The organism is Pseudomonas sp. URIL14HWK12:I6 (assembly GCF_000514195.1).
Taxonomy (GTDB): domain Bacteria; phylum Pseudomonadota; class Gammaproteobacteria; order Pseudomonadales; family Pseudomonadaceae; genus Aquipseudomonas; species Aquipseudomonas putida_A.
The window spans coordinates 138,768-158,859 of the sequence record NZ_AZVL01000019.1 but is presented as its reverse complement, the minus strand read 5'-3'; the positions used below and the strand labels follow the sequence as shown (position 1 = coordinate 158,859).

At 61.6% G+C, this 20,092-nt stretch carries 19 protein-coding genes; 11 read left to right on the top strand and 8 right to left on the bottom strand.

Annotation, left to right across the window (positions count from 1 at the left end; all coding sequences use genetic code 11):
- Positions 1–170: 170 nt before the first annotated feature.
- Both H043_RS0121850 and H043_RS0121845 read left to right on the top strand, forming a co-directional pair.
- Positions 171–857 (top strand): SDR family oxidoreductase, encoded by a 687-nt coding sequence (locus H043_RS0121850; RefSeq protein WP_027613642.1) that lies wholly within the window; start codon positions 171–173, stop codon positions 855–857.
- Between the two features lie 258 nt (positions 858–1,115).
- Positions 1,116–2,474 (top strand): 8-oxoguanine deaminase, encoded by a 1,359-nt coding sequence (locus H043_RS0121845; protein ID WP_027613641.1) that lies wholly within the window; start codon positions 1,116–1,118, stop codon positions 2,472–2,474.
- 124 nt (positions 2,475–2,598) lie between these two features.
- Here the strand turns inward: H043_RS0121845 and H043_RS0121840 are convergent, their stop codons facing one another.
- Complete coding sequence (locus H043_RS0121840; protein WP_027613640.1) at positions 2,599–3,690, bottom strand: calcium:proton antiporter; 1,092 nt, start codon at positions 3,688–3,690, stop codon at positions 2,599–2,601.
- Between the two features lie 286 nt (positions 3,691–3,976).
- Between H043_RS0121840 and H043_RS0121835 the strand changes: the two genes are divergently transcribed.
- The 3 genes from H043_RS0121835 (at position 3,977) to H043_RS0121825 (ending at position 7,196) form a co-directional block, all read left to right on the top strand.
- On the top strand, positions 3,977–5,050 hold the full coding sequence (locus H043_RS0121835; RefSeq protein ID WP_027613639.1) for a BMP family ABC transporter substrate-binding protein: 1,074 nt from the start codon (positions 3,977–3,979) through the stop codon (positions 5,048–5,050).
- Positions 5,051–5,194: 144 nt separating this feature from the next.
- Entirely contained in the window at positions 5,195–6,160 is a 966-nt protein-coding gene (locus tag H043_RS0121830; RefSeq protein WP_027613638.1) for a 2-oxoglutarate and iron-dependent oxygenase domain-containing protein, read from the top strand.
- Between the two features lie 82 nt (positions 6,161–6,242).
- The gene (locus H043_RS0121825; RefSeq protein ID WP_027613637.1) at positions 6,243–7,196 is read left to right on the top strand and encodes an adenosine deaminase; all 954 of its coding nucleotides are present in this window, start codon (positions 6,243–6,245) and stop codon (positions 7,194–7,196) included.
- A gap of 109 nt (positions 7,197–7,305) precedes the next feature.
- Here H043_RS0121825 and H043_RS0121820 read toward each other — a convergent pair whose 3' ends face one another.
- The 3 genes from H043_RS0121820 to H043_RS0121810 form a co-directional block, all read right to left on the bottom strand.
- Positions 7,306–8,685 carry an MFS transporter gene (locus tag H043_RS0121820; RefSeq protein ID WP_027613636.1) on the bottom strand — a complete coding sequence of 460 codons (1,380 nt, stop codon included), beginning with the start codon at positions 8,683–8,685 and terminating at the stop codon, positions 7,306–7,308.
- A gap of 126 nt (positions 8,686–8,811) precedes the next feature.
- The gene (locus H043_RS0121815) at positions 8,812–9,543 is read right to left on the bottom strand and encodes a helix-turn-helix transcriptional regulator (protein ID WP_027613635.1); all 732 of its coding nucleotides are present in this window, start codon (positions 9,541–9,543) and stop codon (positions 8,812–8,814) included.
- 315 nt (positions 9,544–9,858) lie between these two features.
- Entirely contained in the window at positions 9,859–10,788 is a 930-nt protein-coding gene (locus H043_RS0121810; protein ID WP_027613634.1) for a LysR family transcriptional regulator, read from the bottom strand.
- Between the two features lie 118 nt (positions 10,789–10,906).
- Here H043_RS0121810 and H043_RS0121805 point away from each other — a divergent pair, with 118 nt between their 5' ends.
- The 3 genes from H043_RS0121805 to H043_RS30485 all read left to right on the top strand — a co-directional run bounded on the left by H043_RS0121805 (position 10,907) and on the right by H043_RS30485 (position 12,573).
- A complete protein-coding gene (locus H043_RS0121805) occupies positions 10,907–11,200 on the top strand; it encodes a putative quinol monooxygenase (RefSeq protein WP_027613633.1) in 294 nt (97 codons plus the stop codon).
- Between the two features lie 32 nt (positions 11,201–11,232).
- Positions 11,233–12,246 carry a zinc-binding alcohol dehydrogenase family protein gene (locus tag H043_RS0121800; protein WP_027613632.1) on the top strand — a complete coding sequence of 338 codons (1,014 nt, stop codon included), beginning with the start codon at positions 11,233–11,235 and terminating at the stop codon, positions 12,244–12,246.
- Between the two features lie 153 nt (positions 12,247–12,399).
- Positions 12,400–12,573 carry a hypothetical protein gene (locus tag H043_RS30485; protein ID WP_166496092.1) on the top strand — a complete coding sequence of 58 codons (174 nt, stop codon included), beginning with the start codon at positions 12,400–12,402 and terminating at the stop codon, positions 12,571–12,573.
- A 5-nt stretch (positions 12,574–12,578) separates the two neighbouring features.
- Here H043_RS30485 and H043_RS0121790 read toward each other — a convergent pair whose 3' ends face one another.
- Together H043_RS0121790 and H043_RS0121785 are read right to left on the bottom strand one after the other, a co-directional pair.
- Positions 12,579–13,781, bottom strand: coding sequence for a multidrug effflux MFS transporter (locus H043_RS0121790; RefSeq protein WP_027613631.1), 1,203 nt, complete (start codon positions 13,779–13,781; stop codon positions 12,579–12,581).
- A 217-nt stretch (positions 13,782–13,998) separates the two neighbouring features.
- Positions 13,999–14,199 carry a heavy-metal-associated domain-containing protein gene (locus H043_RS0121785; RefSeq protein ID WP_027613630.1) on the bottom strand — a complete coding sequence of 67 codons (201 nt, stop codon included), beginning with the start codon at positions 14,197–14,199 and terminating at the stop codon, positions 13,999–14,001.
- Between the two features lie 148 nt (positions 14,200–14,347).
- Between H043_RS0121785 and H043_RS0121780 the strand changes: the two genes are divergently transcribed.
- From H043_RS0121780 to cueR, 3 genes are all read left to right on the top strand, one after another.
- Complete coding sequence (locus H043_RS0121780) at positions 14,348–14,731, top strand: hypothetical protein (RefSeq protein WP_027613629.1); 384 nt, start codon at positions 14,348–14,350, stop codon at positions 14,729–14,731.
- A gap of 194 nt (positions 14,732–14,925) precedes the next feature.
- On the top strand, positions 14,926–17,319 hold the full coding sequence (locus tag H043_RS0121775; protein WP_027613628.1) for a heavy metal translocating P-type ATPase: 2,394 nt from the start codon (positions 14,926–14,928) through the stop codon (positions 17,317–17,319).
- Entirely contained in the window at positions 17,316–17,729 is a 414-nt protein-coding gene (cueR, locus tag H043_RS0121770) for a Cu(I)-responsive transcriptional regulator (RefSeq protein WP_027613627.1), read from the top strand. The genes H043_RS0121775 and cueR overlap by 4 nt, the downstream gene beginning before the upstream one ends.
- Here cueR and H043_RS0121765 read toward each other — a convergent pair.
- Both H043_RS0121765 and H043_RS0121760 read right to left on the bottom strand, forming a co-directional pair.
- Entirely contained in the window at positions 17,683–18,885 is a 1,203-nt protein-coding gene (locus tag H043_RS0121765) for an MFS transporter (RefSeq protein ID WP_027613626.1), read from the bottom strand. The two genes, cueR and H043_RS0121765, sit on opposite strands and share 47 nt — an antisense overlap.
- Before the next feature lie 231 nt (positions 18,886–19,116).
- Positions 19,117–20,013: a PA4780 family RIO1-like protein kinase gene (locus H043_RS0121760; RefSeq protein WP_003221347.1), complete on the bottom strand. Its 897-nt coding sequence runs from the start codon at positions 20,011–20,013 to the stop codon at positions 19,117–19,119.
- Between the last annotated feature and the right edge of the window lie 79 nt (positions 20,014–20,092).

The window sequence follows — 20,092 nt, the reverse complement described above, 5'->3', positions numbered from 1 at the left end:
GCTGAGGGTCCTGCGAATTCGAGAAGCAACCACGCTAAAGTCTGGAGTATGCTTCGGGATCAACAGCTCTTTTGAGACCCGGCTCGATGTGTTGCGACGAGTGTTGCAACTACGGCTCGGTCAGGCGTGTCCATTGAATCCGTGAACCGTAACTTTCAAGGAACCCCGTCATGTCCCAGGCAAAAAACGCACTGATCATCGGCGCCTCCCGTGGCTTGGGCCTCGGGCTGGTGAAAACCCTGCTGGCCGACGGCTGGCAAGTGACCGCCACCGTGCGCAATCCGCAAAAGGCCGAGGCGCTGCAAGCGCTGGGCAAGGTGCGGATCGAGAAACTCGACATGGACGACCAGCAAACGGTGATCGCCCTGAGCCAGCAGCTCAAGGGCGAGACCTTCGACCTGCTGTTCGTCAACGCCGGGGTCAAAGGCCCTGAAGTGCAAACCCCGGGTGGCGCGACACTGGCCGAAGTCGGCCAACTGTTTTTCACCAACGCCGTAGCGCCGATCAACCTGGCGCAACGCTTCGTCGGGCAGATCCGCGATGGCAGCGGCGTGCTGGCGTTCATGAGTTCCGGCCTGGGCAGCGTCACCGTACCCGACGCCCCGGAGCTGGCGCTGTACAAGGCGAGCAAGGCCGCGCTGAATTCGATGACCAACAGTTTTGTCACCCAGTTGGGCGAACAGAAACTCACCGTGCTGTCGCTGCATCCGGGCTGGGTGAAGACGGATATGGGCGGTGAAGGGGCTGACCTGGATGTGGAGACCAGCACTCGCGGGCTGATTGATCAGGTGAATGCGTATACCGGCAAGGGCGGCCATCACTTCATCAACTACAAGGGTGAAACCATTCCCTGGTAAGCACTGAAAATCCCAATGTGGGAGCGAGCCTGCTCGCGAATGCGGTGTGTCAGACAATGGATGTATCGACTGATACGACGCCTTCGCGAGCAGGCTCGCTCCCACAAGGGTTGTGTGGTGAATGGTCGGGTTGGGCTTGCCCGATCCGGCGATTTGTTTGAAACTCCGCACCTCGTCCTTCGCGGCGACCCTGGATCAGCAGACAGGGCAACACTGAGCTGGCAACCCTGAACCCAACTTTCAGAGGAGCCGGCCACAATGCCTGCGACCCGTACCTGGTTAAAAAACCCCCTCGCCATTTTCACGGCCAACGCGCTTGATGCCCGTGGCGGTCTGGTGCTGCAAGACGGCGTGATCGTCGAAGTGCTCGCTGCCGGTCAGCAACCGTCCGCGCCATGCAACGAAGTGTTCGATGCCCGCGAGCATGTGATCCTGCCGGGCCTGATCAACACCCATCACCACTTCTATCAAACCCTGACTCGCGCCTGGGCGCCGGTGGTCAATCAGCCGCTGTTCCCGTGGCTGAAAACCCTGTACCCGGTATGGGCGCGGCTGACCCCGGAAAAACTCGCCCTCGCGACAAAAGTGGCTTTGGCTGAACTGCTGCTGTCGGGTTGCACCACCGCCGCCGACCACCACTACTTGTTCCCGGACGGTCTGGAAAACGCTATCGATGTGCAAGTCGACACCGTGCGTGAACTGGGCATGCGCGCCATGCTCACACGCGGTTCGATGAGCCTCGGCGAGAAGGACGGCGGCCTGCCGCCGCAGCAGACTGTGCAGGAAGGTCAGGTGATTCTCGACGACAGTCAGCGCCTGATTCACGAGTACCACGAGCGCGGCGACGGTGCGCAAATTCAGATCGCTCTGGCACCGTGCTCGCCGTTCTCGGTGACCCCGGAAATCATGTCGGCCAGCGCCGAACTGGCGAACAAACTCGATGTGCGCCTGCACACGCACTTGGCGGAAACCCTCGACGAAGAAGATTTCTGCCTGCAGCGTTTCGGCCTGCGCACCGTGGATTATCTGGACAGCGTCGGCTGGCTCGGCCCACGCACCTGGCTGGCCCATGGCATCCACTTCAACCCGGATGAAATCGCTCGCCTCGGCCAGGCCGGCACCGGTATCTGCCATTGCCCGAGTTCGAACATGCGTCTGGCCTCCGGCATCTGCCCGAGCATCGATCTGACCGATGCCGGTGCGTTGTTCGGTCTGGGCGTGGATGGTTCGGCCTCGAACGACGCGTCGAACATGATCCTCGAAGCGCGGCAGGCGTTGTACATCCAGCGTCTGCGTTATGGTGCGGAAAAAATCACCCCGGAACGCGTGCTCGGCTGGGCAACCAAAGGCTCGGCGAGCCTGTTGGGGCGTACCGACATTGGCGAGCTGGCGGTGGGCAAGCAGGCGGATCTGGCGTTGTTCAAGCTCGATGAGCTGCGTTTCTCGGGCAGCCATGATCCGATTTCGGCGCTGCTGTTGTGCGGTGCCGATCGTGCGGATCGGGTGATGATTGGCGGCAAGTGGCGCGTGGTGGACGGTCAGGTTGAGGGGCTTGATCTCAAAGGCCTGATCGCCGATCACAGCCAGGCGGCTCGGCAGTTGATCGCCGGCACCTGATCCACGGCCGTTCAAAACTGTGGGAGCGAGCCAGCTCGCGAAGAGGGAGTGTCAGACAACATGTTTGTTGAATGACACACCGCTTTCGCGAGCAGGCTCGCTCCCACATTGGTCTCTGTCAGCCTCAAAGGCCGAGCAGGGACAGCATGATAAACGTCGCAAACAGCACAAAGTGAGTCATGCCTTCGATGGCATTGGTCTCGCCGTCATTCAGGTTGATCGCACTGACAATCAGCGTGATGAAGATCATCACCGTCTGCACCGGGGTCATCGCCATCTGAAACGGCTGACCGGTGTACAGCGCCATCGCTTCCATCACCGGCACCGTCAGGATCACCGTCGACAGTGACGCGCCCATCGCAATGTTCACCACCGATTGCATGCGGTTGGCCAACGCGGCACGCAACGCCGTCAGAATCTCCGGCGCTGCGGAAATCGCCGCCACCAGAATCGCCGTGATCACCGGCGGTGCACCGGTACCTTCCAGACCCAGATCGAGGGTCTTGGACATCACTTCGGCCAGAGCGCCGATCACCATTACGCCGAACACCAGAATGCCGATCGACCAGGTCAGGCTCAGCGGTTTCGGTTCATCTTCCACCGGTTCTTTCTTGCGGCGTTTGTCCGGGTAGCTGTAGCTGAAAAAATAACTGTGCGGCCCGACCTGCATGCGCAGGAACAGCGCGTAAAGCACCACCATCGCACCGATGGTGAACGCTGAATAAATCTTCCAGTTGGCCGCCGGAATAAACTCCGGCACCACCATCGATACGCCCATGGCGGTGAGGATCATCACGCTGTAGCTGCGTGCCGAATCATCGTTGTACGACTGCTCGCCGTGCTTGAGCCCGCCCATCAACGCGGCGAGGCCGAGGATGCCGTTAATGTCGAGCATCACCGCCGAATAGATCGTGTCCCGCACCAGCGTGGCGGACGCCTCGTTGCTCATCATGATCGCCAGGATCACCACTTCCACCAGCACCGCAGCGAGGGTCAGGATCATCGTGCCGTAGGGGTCGCCGACTTTTTCTGCGAGCAGTTCGGCATGATGGGCGACGCGCATCGAGGCGGCGACGATGAAGGCGATCAGCACCAGACCGCAGATCAGCGCGACGATCTGGCCGCTGTGGAGCATCCAGTGTTCCAGCGGATAAGCGATGCACGCGGCAATCACCGCCAGCAGCAGAAAGCTTTCTTGCTTGAGGATCGTGAGCATGGCGGGCCTTTTTGCCGAGAGGTTCGAATGAGCTACTGACTGCGGCGCGGCGCTAACGTTTCGTTACACCTTAGCGCACCAGTGGATGGCAGCTGGTTCAGGCATGCACTTTTATCGGCCTTGCCGGCCTCTTCGCGAGCAGGCTCACTCCCACATTTGATCGCGTTGCCCTGTGGGAGCGAGCCTGCTCGCGAAGGCCGCACCTCGGTTTCGGATTGTTTGTTGTCCTGTTGGTCAGCAATTTGCATTGCCCCTGACCACACACAACAAAATGGAGCTCCAATTCATGCAAATACGTCCGCTGCACAAACTGCTGTGCGCCGCCATCGGTCTGGGGATCAGCCTGAGCGCCAGCGCTGCCGATCCGCTGAAGGTCGGTTTCGTCTACATCGGCCCGATTGGCGACCACGGCTGGACGTATCAGCATGAACAGGGGCGCAAGGCGCTGGCGGAGAAATTCGGCCCGCAGATCACCACCAATTACGTCGAGAACGTGGCCGAGGGCGCCGACGCCGAGCGGGTGATCCGCAACATGGCCAAGGACAACTACGACCTGATCTTCACCACCTCTTTCGGCTACATGAACCCGACGCTGAAAGTCGCCAAACAGTTTCCCAAGGCGACCTTCGAACACGCCACCGGCTACAAGCAGGACAAGAACCTCGGCACCTACCTGGCGCGCACTTACGAGGGTCGTTACGTTGGCGGTTTCCTCGCGGCGAAGATGACCAAGAGCAAGAAGATCGGCTATGTCGCCTCGTTCCCGATTCCGGAAGTGATCCGCGACATCAACGCCATCCAGCTGGCGCTGAACAAGTACAACCCTGGCACCGAGATCAAGGTGGTGTGGGTCAACTCGTGGTTCGACCCGGGCAAGGAAGCCGACGCCGCCAACGCGCTGATCGATCAGGGCGTGGACGTGGTGTTCCAGCACACCGACAGCCCGGCGCCGATTCAGGCCGCCGAACGGCGTGGCGTGTACGCCGTGGGTTATGCCTCGGACATGGCGCATTTCGGCCCGAAAGCGGTGCTGACCTCGATCGTCAACGACTGGGCGCCGCACTACATTCAGGCCACGCAAAGCGTGATCGACCACAGCTGGAAATCCCAGGACTACTGGGGCGGGCTGAAGGAAGGCACGGTTGAGCTGCCGATCAGCGATCTGGTACCGGCGCCAGTGAAGGCCGAGGCCGAACAAATTATCGCCGACATCAAGAGCGGCGCGCTGCAACCGTTCACCGGGCCGATCAAGGATCAGGCCGGCGTGGAGAAAATCCCTGCAGGGGTGAGCGCAACCAATGCCGAATTGGCGTCGATGAACTATTACGTGGAAGGGATGAAGGCCGAGATGCCGAAGTAATCCTCCGATTCACCACACAAAAACCTGTGGGAGCGAGCCTGCTCGCGAAAGCGGTGTGTCATTAAACAAAAATGTTGTCTGACACTCCCTCTTCGCGAGCAGGCTCGCTCCCACATTGGAACCCAGCGTATTCAAGGATTGTGTATGAACAGTCTTCCGATCATCGACATCTCACCGCTCTACACCAACGACCAAAACGCCTGGCCCGCCGTCGCCGCACAGATTGACAAAGCCTGCCGCGAATGGGGCTTTTTCTACATCAAGGGCCACCCGATTTCCGCACAGCGCATCGACTCGCTGCTCGACCAAGCCCAGCGTTTTTTTGCGCAACCGACCGAAGAAAAACTCAGGATCGACATCACCCAGACCCGTCACCACCGCGGCTACGGCGCCATTGCCACCGAACAGCTCGACCCGGACAAACCCAGCGACCTCAAGGAAACCTTCGACATGGGCCTGCACTTGCCGGCGGATCATCCCGAGGTGCTCGCGGAAAAACCGCTGCGCGGGCCGAATCGTCATCCGGCACAAGCAGGCTGGGAGGCGCTGATGGAGCAGCATTACCTCGACATGCAGGCGCTCGCGCAAACCCTGCTGCGGGCGATGACGATTGCGCTGGGGATCGAACGCGACTTCTTCGATTCGCGCTTCGTTGAGCCGGTCAGCGTACTGCGGATGATCCACTACCCACCACGCCACACCGCCAGCAGCGCCGAACAGCAAGGCGCCGGAGCGCACACCGATTACGGCTGCATCACCCTGCTCTACCAGGACAGCGCCGGCGGCCTGCAAGTGAAGAACATCAACGGTGAATGGATCGACGCGCCACCGATTGACGGCACCTTCGTGGTCAACCTCGGCGACATGATGGCGCGCTGGAGCAACGACCGCTATCGCTCGACCCCGCATCGGGTGATCAGCCCGCTGGGGGTGGATCGCTATTCGATGCCGTTCTTCGCCGAGCCGCACCCGGACACCCGTATCGAATGCCTGCCCGGTTGCCAGGACGCACAGCATCCGGCGAAATATCCGACCACCTCCTGCGCCGAATTCCTGCTGTCGCGCTTCGCCGATACCTACGCCTATCGGCGCGAGCCGCAAGCGGTGTGATGGATCGCTTGGTCAGGTTTTGCCAATTGTTTCGGCGCGCATCTGTAGAATGGCCGCCATCTGCACCTGATGAGAAAAGAATATGTACGATTGGCTCAACGCCCTGCCCAAGGCCGAACTGCACCTGCATCTGGAAGGCTCGCTGGAGCCTGAGTTGCTGTTCGCCCTGGCCGAACGCAACAAGATCGCCCTGCCGTGGAGCGATGTCGAAACCCTGCGCAAGGCCTACGCCTTCAACAACCTGCAGGAATTCCTCGACCTGTATTACCAGGGCGCCGACGTGCTGCGCACCTCGCAGGACTTCTACGACCTGACCTGGGCCTACCTGCTGCGCTGCAAAGCGCAGAACGTGATTCACACCGAACCGTTCTTCGACCCGCAGACCCACACCGACCGGGGCATCCCGTTCGAAGTGGTGCTCAACGGCATCGCTGCGGCACTCAAGGATGGCGAACAGCAACTGGGCATCACCAGCGGTTTGATCCTGAGCTTCCTGCGCCACCTGAGCGAAGACGAAGCACAGAAAACCCTCGATCAGGCGCTGCCGTTCCGTGATGCGTTTGTCGCCGTCGGTCTCGACAGCTCGGAGATGGGTCACCCACCAAGCAAGTTCCAGCGTGTGTTCGACCGCGCCCGCCACGAGGGTTTCCTGACCGTCGCCCACGCCGGTGAAGAAGGCCCGCCGGAATACATCTGGGAAGCCATCGACCTGCTGAAGATCCAGCGTATCGACCATGGCGTACGCGCCATCGAAGACGAGCGCCTGATGCAGCGGATCATCGACGAGCAGATCCCGTTAACTGTGTGCCCGCTGTCGAACACCAAGCTCTGCGTGTTCGATCACATGTCGCAGCACAACATCCTCGACATGCTAGAGCGTGGGGTGAAGGTCACCGTCAACTCCGATGACCCGGCGTACTTCGGCGGCTACGTCACCGAGAACTTCCATGCGCTGCATGAACACCTGGGCATGACCCAGGATCAGGCCAAGCGCCTGGCGCAGAACAGCCTGGATGCGCATCTGGTAAAACCGTAAGCAACACCGCATAACCGATGTGGGAGCGAGCCTGCTCGCGAAGGCTTCATGTCAGTCACAGTTTGAGTTGTCTGACACGACGCTTTCGCGAGCAGGCTCGCTCCCACATTTATACCGGTGTCGACTCTGTCAGCTCTTCCAGCGTCTTGCCCCGCGTCTCCATCCCGAACAGCCACACCACCCCCGCCGCAATCGCAAAGCACAGCGCGCCCAGCGCAAACACCCCGCCCTGCCCGGTAATCGGGAACACCAGCCCGGTCACCAGTGGTCCGAGCAACGAGCCGACACGGCCAATCGCCGAGGCAAAGCCCGAGCCCGTGGCGCGCGCCGAAGTCGGGTACAACTCCGGCGTATAGGTGTAGAGCACCGCCCACATGCCGAACAGGAAAAACTGCATCAGCAGCCCCGAGCTGATCAGCAACGCGACGTTGCCGCCGAACACCGCACTCTGCCCGTAGAGAAACGCCATCACCCCGCCGCCGAGCAACGTCACGATGCACACCGGTTTGCGCCCCCAGCGTTCCACCAGCCACGCTGCCATCAGAAACCCGGGAATCCCGCCCAGAGAAATCAGCACGGTGTAATACACCGACTGGGTCACGGCGAAACCCGACTGTTGCAACAACGCACTGAGCCACGACGTCAGCCCGTAGAAACCGAGCAAGGCGAAAAACCACAGACTCCAGATCATCGTGGTGCGCTGGCGATATTGCGGCGACCAGATCTGCTTGAGTGCCGAGAAGAAGTTGCCCGGCGGCGTCACTGTCCTTGGCAGGCGCACCGGCTCAGGCAGCGTCGCGACACCGAGCGATGTACGCACGCGCGCCTCGATGGCGCCGAGGACCTTATCCGCGGCTTCGTGGCGTCCGGCCTGTTCCAGCCAGCGCGGTGATTCGGGGATAAAGAAACGGATCGCCAGCACAAACACCGCCGGCACCGCCAACACCAGGAAGATATCGCGCCAGCCAATCAACGGCAGCAGAAAGTACGACAGCACCCCGGCGGCAACAAAACCCAGCGGCCAGAAACCGTCCATCAATGCAATGTAGCGCCCGCGCCGCTGCGCCGGGATCAACTCCGAAAGCATCGACTGTGCAATCGGAAACTCCATGCCCATGCCGATCCCCAGCAGGATGCGGAACAGCGTCAGGCTCTCGACCGTTTGCGCGGTCGAACACAGGTAACTGGCCACGCCCCACAGCACGATGCTCCACTGAAACACCGGTTTGCGCCCGAAGCGGTCGGCGAGCATGCCCGACAGGGACGCCCCCAGCACCATGCCGAAAAAACTCGAACTGGCGAGCAGGCCGGCTTGTGCACTGCTTAAGCCGAACTCGGTTTTGATCGAGCCGAGCAGGAACGTCATCATGGCCAGGTCCATGGAGTCGAAAAAGAACGCCAGGGCAATGATGATGAAAATAACCCGGTGATAACCGCTGAGCGGCAGCCGTTCCAGGCGTTCTGCCGCGCTGAAGTCTCGCGTATCCATGCCCATCCCCTCCGCAATGTGTGCGGATCGAGTGTGCGCGATAACGCCTCAGCGCTTTTTCTGGATACGACCTGTTCGCAGTCACAGGCGACGCCAGCGTCGAAGTGTCGGCCGGCGAACGCTCTATTACGCCAATTCCAGCTCGGTTTCCTTGGCGAACCGCTGGATTTCCCGCTGCCCGGCCGAGGTCACTTGCAAGGCTCGGGAGTCCTTGGGCAACACCAGCCAGCCGGACTGCATGAACAGTTGCAGCACCGCCGCGCCGAGTGAACCGCCCAGGTGCGGGCGACGTTCACTCCAGTCCGGACAGGCACACGCCACCTGAGCCTTGCGATGAGCGAGGGCCTGGATGAACACACCGCGGTTGGCCAGTTGCGTCGAGCCTTTGAGGGTCACCACGACCCGCTGCTCGATCTGTTCGAGCCAGCCGGCATCGAGCAGACGCTGATACAGATCGGCGGCCAGCGTGCCACCCAAATGATCATCGCAAAAGCGCGCACGCAGCAGTGAAGACGGCGCAGTCCGGGGATTGGCGCTCGGTGCCGAGCGTTTGAATACGTGAGGAATTTCCCGCGGTGCGCTGGCGATCGTGGCACTGGCCAGCGCTTCGATGGCCGCCGCGATCTCCGGGGCTGCCAGACGGAAAAAGCGCTTGCGCCCACGGACCTCGACTTTCAACAGGCCCCCGGCGGACAAACGCCCCAGATGCGCACTGGCCGAAGATGGCGACAACCCTGCCAGCAGCGCCAGCTCTTCGGTCTGGCGTGCCGAGCCATCCATCAACGCCCACATCATCGCACTGCGCTTGGGGTCGGCCAGCAGCGTGGCGATCTGGCTGATGCAAGGTGCATGTTCCATGTATTCACTCCCTGTTGAATCGTATCGTCTACTGCTCGAAGACATCTTGACCAGTAATGGGTCATCGGCCAAGACGGGTAAAACGCCATGAACCGGAGCAAGCCAGGCCGGTGCTGCGGCACCCGTCAATGGAGTGTCCGCGGCGTTTGTGCAGCGCTCGCCCGGCTCTGAAAAACCGGCCGGATTCAGTCCTGACCGGTTATCGGTGCAGGTTTGAGGCGGTCGCTAGTATAAGCGGGATGCACGCTGCTTCCTGCGCCGTGGCTGACACGAATGGTGATAGTTCCTGAGTGAAATTTCGCTAATTGCCTGCGACTAATGATCAACTTTCGGGAAATGGGGAAATTGACTACTCAATTCGGCGCATCGGCTGGCGAGCATTTCCCTCAAAAGGTTCACCGGCTTACTCAATTGTGCGCGATGGGCGCACAACAGATTCAGCGGAGCACGCTCACAGAGCAGCTCTGGCAGCAACACTTTGAGGCGCCCGGCGAGCACATCCGTGCCGACATCGAGCCAAGATTTGTAGGCGATGCCCGCCCCCGCCACCGCCCACAACCGGACGACGTCGGCGTCATCACTGAAGCGATCGCCACTGACCGTCAGGCCGACTTCACGTTTGCCGTCATGAAAACTCCAATGGTCGTGCACGCGACTGCCGAGCATGTACAGCAGGCAATTGTGCTGCGCCAGTTGTTCGAGCTGACGCGGCTCACCGTGGCGCGCCAGGTACGCCGGCGATGCGCAGAGCACGCGGCGATTGTCCGGAGCGATGGGCAGGGCCACCAGGCTCGAATCCTCGGGTTCGCCATAACGCAGGGCGATGTCCACCGGCTGGCGGAACAGGTCGGCGATGCGATCACCGAGCAGCAGGCGCACGGTCAGTTTCGGATGCTCGCGCTGAAACTCGTCGAGCCACGGCAACAGCAAGTTGCGCCCGAAATCCGAAGGCGCCGACAACTGCAGGATGCCGCTGACCTGATCCTGCGCGCTGGAGAGAAATCGCCGGCCTTCGTCCAGCGAACTCAACGCGGCCCGCGCGTATTCGAGGAAGCCTTCGCCCTCGGCGGTCAGACGCAGGCTGCGGGTCGAGCGCGCCAGCAAACGCACGCCCAGTTGCTGTTCGATGCGTTTGAGCGCGGCGCTGGCCACTGCCGCGGACATGTCCATCACCCGCGCCGCTGCCGACAGGCTGCCCAGATCCGCCGCGCGAACGAACAACTGTAAATCGTCGAAACGCAGCATTCTCAGCCTCGATTATCAAAAAAATATTGAAAGAGACTGCTCTTTTAGCCGGTTTTATCGCGCCGAGAAATAGCCAATGATGGGTTCAAGCAAATTTATCCCGCGACTGGAGCCGCACATGTCCCAAGCATTCACCGCCATCGCCACCCTGATCGCCAAACCCGGCCAGCAGGACACCCTCGAAAACGCCCTGCGCGAACTGGTTGAGCCGAGTCGCGCCGAAGTAGGCTGCAGCCAGTACGACCTGCATCGCGACCTGGCCGATCCGCTGACCTTTTATGTGATCGAACACTGGGCCAGCGAGGAAATCCTTTCGGCGCACAACGCCAGCGCGCATTTTCAGAACTTCCAGGCCGCCGCCGGCCACTGCATCGAACACTTCCAATTGAAACGTCTGGGCGCCATCGCCTGAGCCCTTCTTCTATTACCGTTACGGAGCAAGTCATGAAAGCCATCGCCTATTACGCCTCCCTGCCGATCAGCGACGAAAAATCCCTGCAAGACATCGAACTGCCGGAGCCGGTCGCCGGCCCGCGCGACCTGCTGGTGGAAGTCAAAGCCATCTCGGTCAACCCGGTCGACACCAAGGTGCGGCAGAACGTGGCGCCGGAAAACGGCGCAGCAAAAGTACTGGGCTGGGACGTCGCCGGTGTGGTCAAGGCCGTCGGCAGTGAAGTGACGCTGTTCAAGGCCGGCGACAAAGTGTTTTACGCCGGCTCCATCGCCCGTGCCGGTGGCAACAGCGAGCTGCACGTGGTCGATGAGCGCATTGTTGGCCACATGCCCAAATCCCTCGGTTTTGCCGAAGCCGCCGCGCTGCCGCTGACCGCGATCACCGCGTGGGAACTGCTGTTCGAACGCCTGCAGATCCGTGAGGGCAAGACCGATGAAGGTCAAAGCCTGCTGATCGTCGGCGCCGCTGGCGGCGTCGGTTCGATCCTAACCCAACTGGCCAGCCAGTTGACCGGCCTGAAGGTCATCGGCACCGCGTCCCGCGCACAGACTCGCGACTGGGTGACCGAGCTGGGCGCCGACCTGGTGATCGACCACAGCCAGCCGCTGAGCGAAGAACTGAAACGCGCCGGCATCGATCACGTGACCCACGTCGCCAGCCTGACCCAGACCGATCTGCACCTGGAGCAACTGGTCGAGGCGTTGGCCCCGCAAGGCAAACTCGCGCTGATCGACGATCCGAAGTCGCTGGACGTGAGCCAGCTCAAGCGCAAGAGCCTGTCGCTGCACTGGGAGTTCATGTACACCCGCTCGCTGTTCGAAACACCGGACATGATAGAGCAGCACAAGCTGCTCAACCGAGTGGCCGAGCTGATTGATGCGGGGACGTTGAAGACCACCGTCGGCGAGCATTTCGGCACGATCAACGCGGCGAACCTGCGCCGGGCGCATGAGCTGCTGGAAAGCGGCAAGGCCAAGGGCAAAATTGTTTTAGAAAGTTTCTGAAAACCCGGACGTCGTAATCAGCGCCAGTCCTTTCAAGGGCTGGCGCTATTTTTTGCCGTCAGTCAGATGCTTGATCGTTGTCACAAATCCGATCGTATTCAGGTCTACACTCGAAGCCTCTGCGATGCATCTTTTACACAAGGGAGGTCAGTAATGAAGATCCTGATAAAAGAAGTGGCAAAGTCCCAATGGCAGGTTCGCCTGGACCAGCACGCCGTGACCTTTCGCAGTGAAGCCGAGGCGCTCGCCTTCACCCGCACCCTCGAAGCGCGCCTGCACGCGCCCCATCGGATTCCCGACCCCGGACAGCAACGCGCCGTCGGCTGAGGCAGTCAGGCTTCGGCCTGTGCTTGCGCCAACGCCCGGGCATTCTGCAAATGCCGGGTGTACATCGCGACGCTCACCACCAGCAACCCGCACAGGCTGATGACCATCGCCATCGGCATGGCGCTGCCGTCGTGCAGAACGCCCACCAGCGAAGCCGCGCCGGAAGCCACGCTGAACTGCAGGCAGCCCATCAGTGCCGACGCACTACCGGCACGCGCACCCTGGCCATTCATTGCACACGCCGCTGCGTTGGGCAGGATGCAGCCGAGGCTGGCGATACACACGAACAACGGGATCAACAGCGGCCACAACGCTTCGGTGTGCAGCGAGCTGACCGCGAGCAAAGAAACCCCGGCCAACAGATACACCCACACCGCCCGTGCCAGCAGGAATGCCGGACCGCGCTTGGCCAACAGCCGTGCGTTGACCTGGGCCACCAGAATGAAACCCGCCGCATTGGTGCCGAACAGCCAGCCGAAATGCTCGGCCGGTACGCCGTAGAGCTTGATGAAGACGAACGGCGAACCGGCGATATAGGAAAACATCCCGGCGACCGCGATCCCACCGGTCAGGGCGTGCCCGAGAAACACCCGGTCGCCGAACAACCGGCCGTATTGGCGCAACGCACCGGACAGTGGTTGGCGCGGCACATGGGCCGGCAGACTTTCTGGCAGCCCCAACGCCACAGCCAGGCCGGCCAGTGCGCTGAAGCCCGTCAGTGCGAGGAAGATCGACTGCCAGCCCGTGGTGTTGACCAGCAGACCGCCGAGCAACGGCGCGAGAATCGGCGCCAACCCCATCACCAGCATCAGTTGCGAAAAGACTTTCGCCGAACCGACCGCATCGCACTTGTCACTGACCACCGCCCGGGAAATCACCATCCCCGCGCAGCCGCCCAGCGCCTGAACGAAACGCGCGCCGATCAGCCATTCCAGATTCGGTGCATAAGCACAGGCCAGCGAGGCCAGGGTGAACAGGCCGACACCGACCAACAGCGGCAGGCGCCGCCCAAACCGGTCGGCCACCGGGCCATACAGCAGCTGCCCGATCGACAGACCGGCGAAATAGGCCGCCAGGGTCAGTTGCACATGCTTTTCATCAGTGCCAAAGGCCAGCGCCATCGACGGGAACGCCGGCAAATAGAAGTCGATCGCCAGCGGACCGAAGGCGCTCAGGGCACCGAGAATCAGAATGGTACGGAAGTTCATCAGGCATCCAGGTGGGATAGAAGTCGGCAGCCCGACAGTCTAGCCGCGCTGAGACACCTTGAACATTCCGATAGCTCGCTAACTATTAGAAATCAGATGACCTACACCTGAAATCTGCTCCCGCTGGACTGCGCAGCAGGCCCAGTGTTTTTCAATTGAAAAAAGGGCCGCTTCGCGCCCCGGCGGCAGCAAGCTCCCTCGCCACAGGGGTCTATCGTTAACCGGCCAATTTCACCGGGTAGCCCTCATCCTTGATGACCTCGATCACCTGCTCCGCGCTGAGCGAACTCTCGACGCCGACTACTTTGGCCGCCAGATCGACTCGCACGCTGGCCGCCGGATCCTTCGCCTGCACGGCGTTGGTGATGGCTTTGACACAGTGGCCGCAGGACATGCCTTGAACGTTGAACACTTGCATGGATGGACTCCTTTGAGTGAGGTTGCCCGCAGTGTCGAGCTTGCCACCATGGCAAGGTCAAGTTCTGCAGAAAACTGCCGGGCTGGCAATCGGCGTCGCGCTCAGCCAAGCTGCGTGCATCAATGACTCAAATTCAGGAGATTCAGCCATGCGCTGGTCAGCTTTCAGCCTGTTTGGCTTGCTCAGCCTCTTTGCCGCCCTGCCCCAGGCCAACGCGACCGGTGAGGACTACGCCGTTCTGATCATCTCGCGCGAGCGTCTGGAAGTGCCGACTCCCTGCGAGATTGGCGTGTACGTCAATGATGAACTGGCAGCGCGCCTGCTTCAGGAACAGACCACTTCGTTCAACCTGCCCCACGGGACGATTTCCATCCGTCTGAAACAATTGCCTGGCCAAGTGCCGGGTTGCCAGGCAGGCATGCTCGCGCCGCCGGCGCAGGAGATCTCGCTCAAGGCCGGCGATGTGCTCAAGTACCGGATCGCGGCAAATGCCAAAGGCTTGTACCTGCGACCTGCCGCCCTCGAATACTAAGCAAAACTCCAAATGTGGGAGCGGGCTTGCTCGCGAATGCGCTGTGTCATTCAGCGATGATGTTGACTGACACACCGCATTCGCGAGCAAGCCCGCTCCCACACTGTTTTTGTAGTGAGTCAAATATTGGCGCTTGACCTTGCCCGCGTGGCAAGGTTGATCCTTGTAGGCATCTTCTACAGGGAGTAAGACCGATGTCCGATTCCATCACTTTCGATCTGCCGATTGCCGGCATGACCTGCGCCAGTTGCGCCGGGCGTGTCGAGCGGGCGTTGCGCAAAGTCAGCGGCGCCAGTGCCGTCAGCGTCAATCTCGCCACCGAACAGGCCCGCGTCCAGGCGCCTGGTGACAGCTTGCCGTCGTTGATGGCGGCGGTTGAACGCGCCGGTTACAGCGTGCCGCAGCAGACGGTGGAGTTGAGCATCGACGGCATGACCTGCGCCTCGTGCGTCGGTCGCGTCGAGCGCGCCCTGAACAAAGTCCCCGGGGTGAAGAGCGTCAGCGTCAACCTCGCCAACGAACGCGCACACCTCGAATGGCTCGGTCAGGTCGACATTCAGTCGCTGCTCGATGCTGTAAGCAAGGCCGGTTACTCGGCCAGCGTCTGGCAAGCCGAACACCCCGCCACCGATAACCAGCAACAGCGCCTGCAACATGAACGCTGGGCGCTGATCTGCGCGATCGTCCTGGCGTTGCCGCTGGTGTTGCCGATGCTGCTGCAACCGTTCGGCACTCACTGGATGCTTCCGGCCTGGGCGCAATTCGCCCTCGCCACCCCGGTGCAATTCATTTTCGGTGCACGTTTCTACGTGGCCGCGTGGAAAGCCGTGCGCGCCGGCGCCGGTAACATGGACTTGCTGGTGGCCCTCGGCACCAGCGCCGGTTATGGCTTGAGCCTGTACGAATGGGCCACCGCCGCCGGGCGCATGCCGCATCTGTATTTCGAAGCCTCGGCGGTGGTGATCGCCCTGGTGCTCCTCGGCAAATACCTGGAAAGCCGCGCCAAACGCCAGACCGCCAGCGCCATCCGCGCCCTCGAAGCCTTGCGTCCGGAACGGGCGATTCAGGTCATTGACGGTCGCGAGCAAGACGTGGCGATCAGCGCTCTGCGCCTGAATGATCAGGTGCTGGTCAAACCCGGCGAACGCTTCCCGGTCGACGGCGAAGTGCTCGAAGGTCAGAGCCACGCGGACGAAGCGCTAATCAGCGGCGAAAGCCTGCCGGTGCCAAAACAGCCGGGCGACAAAGTCACCGGCGGCGCGATCAACGGTGAAGGTCGCTTGCTGGTGCGCACCACCGCCCTCGGCGCGGAAAGCGTGCTGGCGCGGATCATCCGTCTGGTAGAGGACGCTCAGGCGGCGAAAGCGCCGATCCAAAAACTGGTGGATAAAGTCAGCCAGGTGTTTGTGCCCAGCGTGTTGCTGATCGCGTTGGCGACACTGATTGGCTGGTGGCTGTACGGCGCGCCTATGGAAACAGCATTGATCAACGCGGTCGCTGTGCTGGTGATTGCCTGTCCATGTGCCCTCGGCCTCGCCACGCCGACGGCGATCATGGCCGGCACGGGTGTGGCTGCGCGTCACGGCATTCTGATCAAGGACGCCGAAGCGCTGGAACGTGCCCATGCAGTCGACAACGTGGTCTTCGACAAGACCGGCACGCTGACTTCCGGCACCCCGCGTATCGCCCATTTCAGTGCGCTGGATGGCGATGAAAAAACTCTGCTGACACTGGCCGGCGCCCTGCAACGCGGCAGCGAGCATCCGCTGGCTAAAGCCGTGTTGGACGCGGCCGCCGAGCGTGACCTGAGCGTGCCGGATGTCAGCGACAGCCAGGCCCTGACCGGGCGCGGTATCGCTGGCACGCTTGATGGTCGGCGCCTGGCGCTGGGCAATCGGCGCTTGCTGGAAGAAAGTGGCCTGAGCGCCGGCCACCTCGCCGAGTCCGCCAAGGCCTGGGAAAGCCAAGGCCGGACCTTGTCGTGGCTGATCGAGCAAAGCCCGGAACCGCAAGTGCTCGGTTTGTTCGCCTTCGGCGACACGCTCAAGCCCGGCGCACTGCAAGCCGTGCAGCAACTGGCCGCCCGCGGTATTCACAGCCATCTGCTGACCGGTGACAACCGTGGCAGTGCGCGCGTGGTGGCCGAGGCGCTGGGCATTGAAAACGTTCATGCCGAAGTGCTCCCCGCCGACAAAGCCGCGACCGTCGCCGAACTGAAGCAAACCGGGGTGGTGGCGATGGTCGGCGACGGCATCAACGACGCCCCGGCACTGGCTGCTGCCGACATCGGCATCGCCATGGGCGGCGGCACCGACGTAGCGATGCACGCCGCCGGCATCACTCTGATGCGCGGCGATCCACGGCTGGTGCCGGCAGCGCTGGAGATCAGCCGCAAGACTTACGCGAAGATCCGCCAGAACCTGTTCTGGGCCTTCGTCTACAACCTGATCGGCATTCCGCTGGCAGCGCTCGGCTTCCTCAATCCGGTGCTGGCCGGTGCGGCGATGGCGCTGTCGAGCGTCAGCGTGGTGAGCAATGCGCTACTGTTGAAAACCTGGAAACCGAAGGATCTGGAGGAGCACCGATGAACATCGGCCAAGCGGCCCGGCACAGTGGCCTGAGCGCGAAGATGATCCGCTATTACGAGTCGATCGGCCTGCTCAAGGCTGCCCATCGCACCGACAGCGGCTACCGGGTCTACAGCGACGATGACCTGCACACCCTGGCGTTCATCAAGCGTTCGCGGGACCTGGGATTTTCTCTGGAAGAAGTCGGCAAGCTGCTGACCCTGTGGCAGGATCGCCAGCGTGCCAGTGCCGATGTGAAAGCGCTGGCGCGTCAGCACATCGACGAGCTGAACCGGAAGATCCGTGAACTCGGCGAGCTGCGCGACACCCTGCAGGATCTGGTCGAGCACTGTAATGGCGACCATCGCCCCGATTGCCCGATCCTCAAGGAACTGGCGTCGGGCTGCTGCGCGCAACCCGCCCGCGCCTGAGCGCCAGCAGCTTCACGGTCAACAGCGTACCGAGCGGGATGCCGTGGAACAGCATGACCACGGCACCCGGCGTCCACCATTCGTAAAACGGCGCGGCAATCAGCATGCCGACGCCGAATCCGGTCATTTGCAGCAAGGTCAGGAAACTGAAAATCGGCAGCCGCAAATGCTCCGGTTCACGTTGCAGGCGCGACATCAGGCCGACTTCAGAAATACCGTCACCCAGCCCCGCCGGCAGCGAAAACAGCAGCAGGCCGTAAAGGCTGTGCTGCTGGAACATCAGGATAAAACCGCAAGACATCAACGCCACGCCGAAGAAATACCGTCGCTCCAGATCACGGTTATCCGTGCCTTTGAGGCGACTGGCAATCCGTGCCCCGAGCAGTTTGCCGCTGGCCCACACCGCCAGCATCAGGCCTAGCGTGGTGCTGGCCGAATCGGGTGTCAGCAGTTTGGAGAGGATCGGGAATCCGACGTTATGCGCGGCACTGCCCAAGGTGTCGGCCATGGTCACGGCGAGCATCGCCGCAACCACCGGAGCAGTGCGCAGGCCTTGTTTCAGGGCTGACCATTCGCCGCGTTCGCTGGTCGATTGTTCGCTGACTTCCGCAGCGGCGAAGCGCAACGGCGCAATCAACAGCGCCGCCAGCACATAGGTCAGTGCGTTGAGCGCGAAGACCGTTTCGAAACCGAAGGCTGCCACCAGCAAACCGGACACCAGGCTGCCGCCGACCATCGCCGCCGACGACGCCGAGGTGATCCAGGCATTGGTTTTCAGTAGCAGCGCCGGCTCGATCAACCTCGGCAACTGGCTGTTGAGACCGATGGCGAACATCGAGTTGCCAAAACCCAGGCCGAAGGCGATCACCGGTAACAGCAACGCCTGCTGGCTCAGCGGCAGGATCAACAGCAGGCCAAGCAACGCCGCGCGCAGCAGATCGAAAGCGATCAACGGCACCCGGCCATTCCAGCGCCGATAGAAGCGCGTACCGATCAGACTGGCAAAAATCCCCCCGCCAACCCGGCTGGCGAGAAAGATCCCGACGCTCATGGCGCTGTTGCTCAGCAGGTAGACATAGGTCGCCAGCGCGACCATGTTGAGGAAGGCGCCGAAGTCGGAGATCAGCCGGGCGCTGATGATGAGGCGGGCGTTCACATTCAATCCTTGAGTGTGCGAGGGGCGACAAGATTCCCACACACATTCCAGGAACACCACACATCCCTGTGGGAGCGAGCCTGCTCGCGAAAGCGGTATGTCAGTCAACAGGGATGGTGACTGGTAAGGCCCCTTCGCGAGCAGGCTCGCTCCCACAGGGAATTTGGGGTGGTCTCCGGAAAAACACAGGGCACAAAAAACCCGGCCGAAGCCGGGTTTCTGTTCATGCGCTTACTGCATCCACGGTGGCGGAGGCGGTTCGTCGGACTTGCCTTTGGGCTCGTCATCCGCCGCACGGATCGCCTGCTTGCGCTCTTCGTCGAGCCGCGCCGCTTCGATCTCGCGCAACACACCGCCAACGTCGGCCAGATCTTCCGGATCATCGAACTCACCGGTCAGCACGCTGTTGGGGTGCAAGGTGCCGGCTTCGTACAGCGCCCACATTTCTTTCGCGTAGCGGGTCTGCTTCAGCTCCGGGGCAAAGCGCCCGAAGTACGACGCCATGTTGCCCACATCGCGCTCGAGCATGCTGAACGCGTGGTTGTTGCCAGCGGCATCCACCGCCTGCGGCAGGTCGATGATCACCGGGCCGGTCGGGGTCAGCAGCACGTTGAACTCCGAGAGGTCACCGTGCACCAGACCGGTACACAACATCAGCACGATCTGCGAGATCAGGAACGCGTGATATTCGCGGGCCTGATCCGGCTCCAGCACCACGTCGTTCAGACGCGGCGCGGCATCGCCATATTCGTCGGCCACCAGTTCCATCAGCAGCACGCCATCGAGAAAATCATACGGCTTGGGCACTCGCACGCCGGCACCGGCCAAACGGAACAGCGCCGCGACTTCGGCGTTCTGCCAGGCGTCTTCGGTCTCCTTGCGACCGAATTTCGAACCCTTGGCCATCGCTCGGGCCTGCCGGCTGTTACGCACCTTGCGACCTTCCTGATACTCGGCTGCCTGGCGGAAACTGCGTTTGTTCGCCTCCTTGTAAACCTTCGCGCAACGTAACTGGTTACCGCAGCGCACCACATAAACAGCTGCTTCTTTACCACTCATGAGTGGGCGCAGCACTTCGTCGACCAGACCGTCTTCGATCAGGGGTTCAATGCGTTTTGGAGTCTTCATCAGCTTTTATTGTGGGTCCTTTATTACCAAACACGCGAATGTCACTCGTTATACGGCAATCCTCGCGCTACGGGGAGGG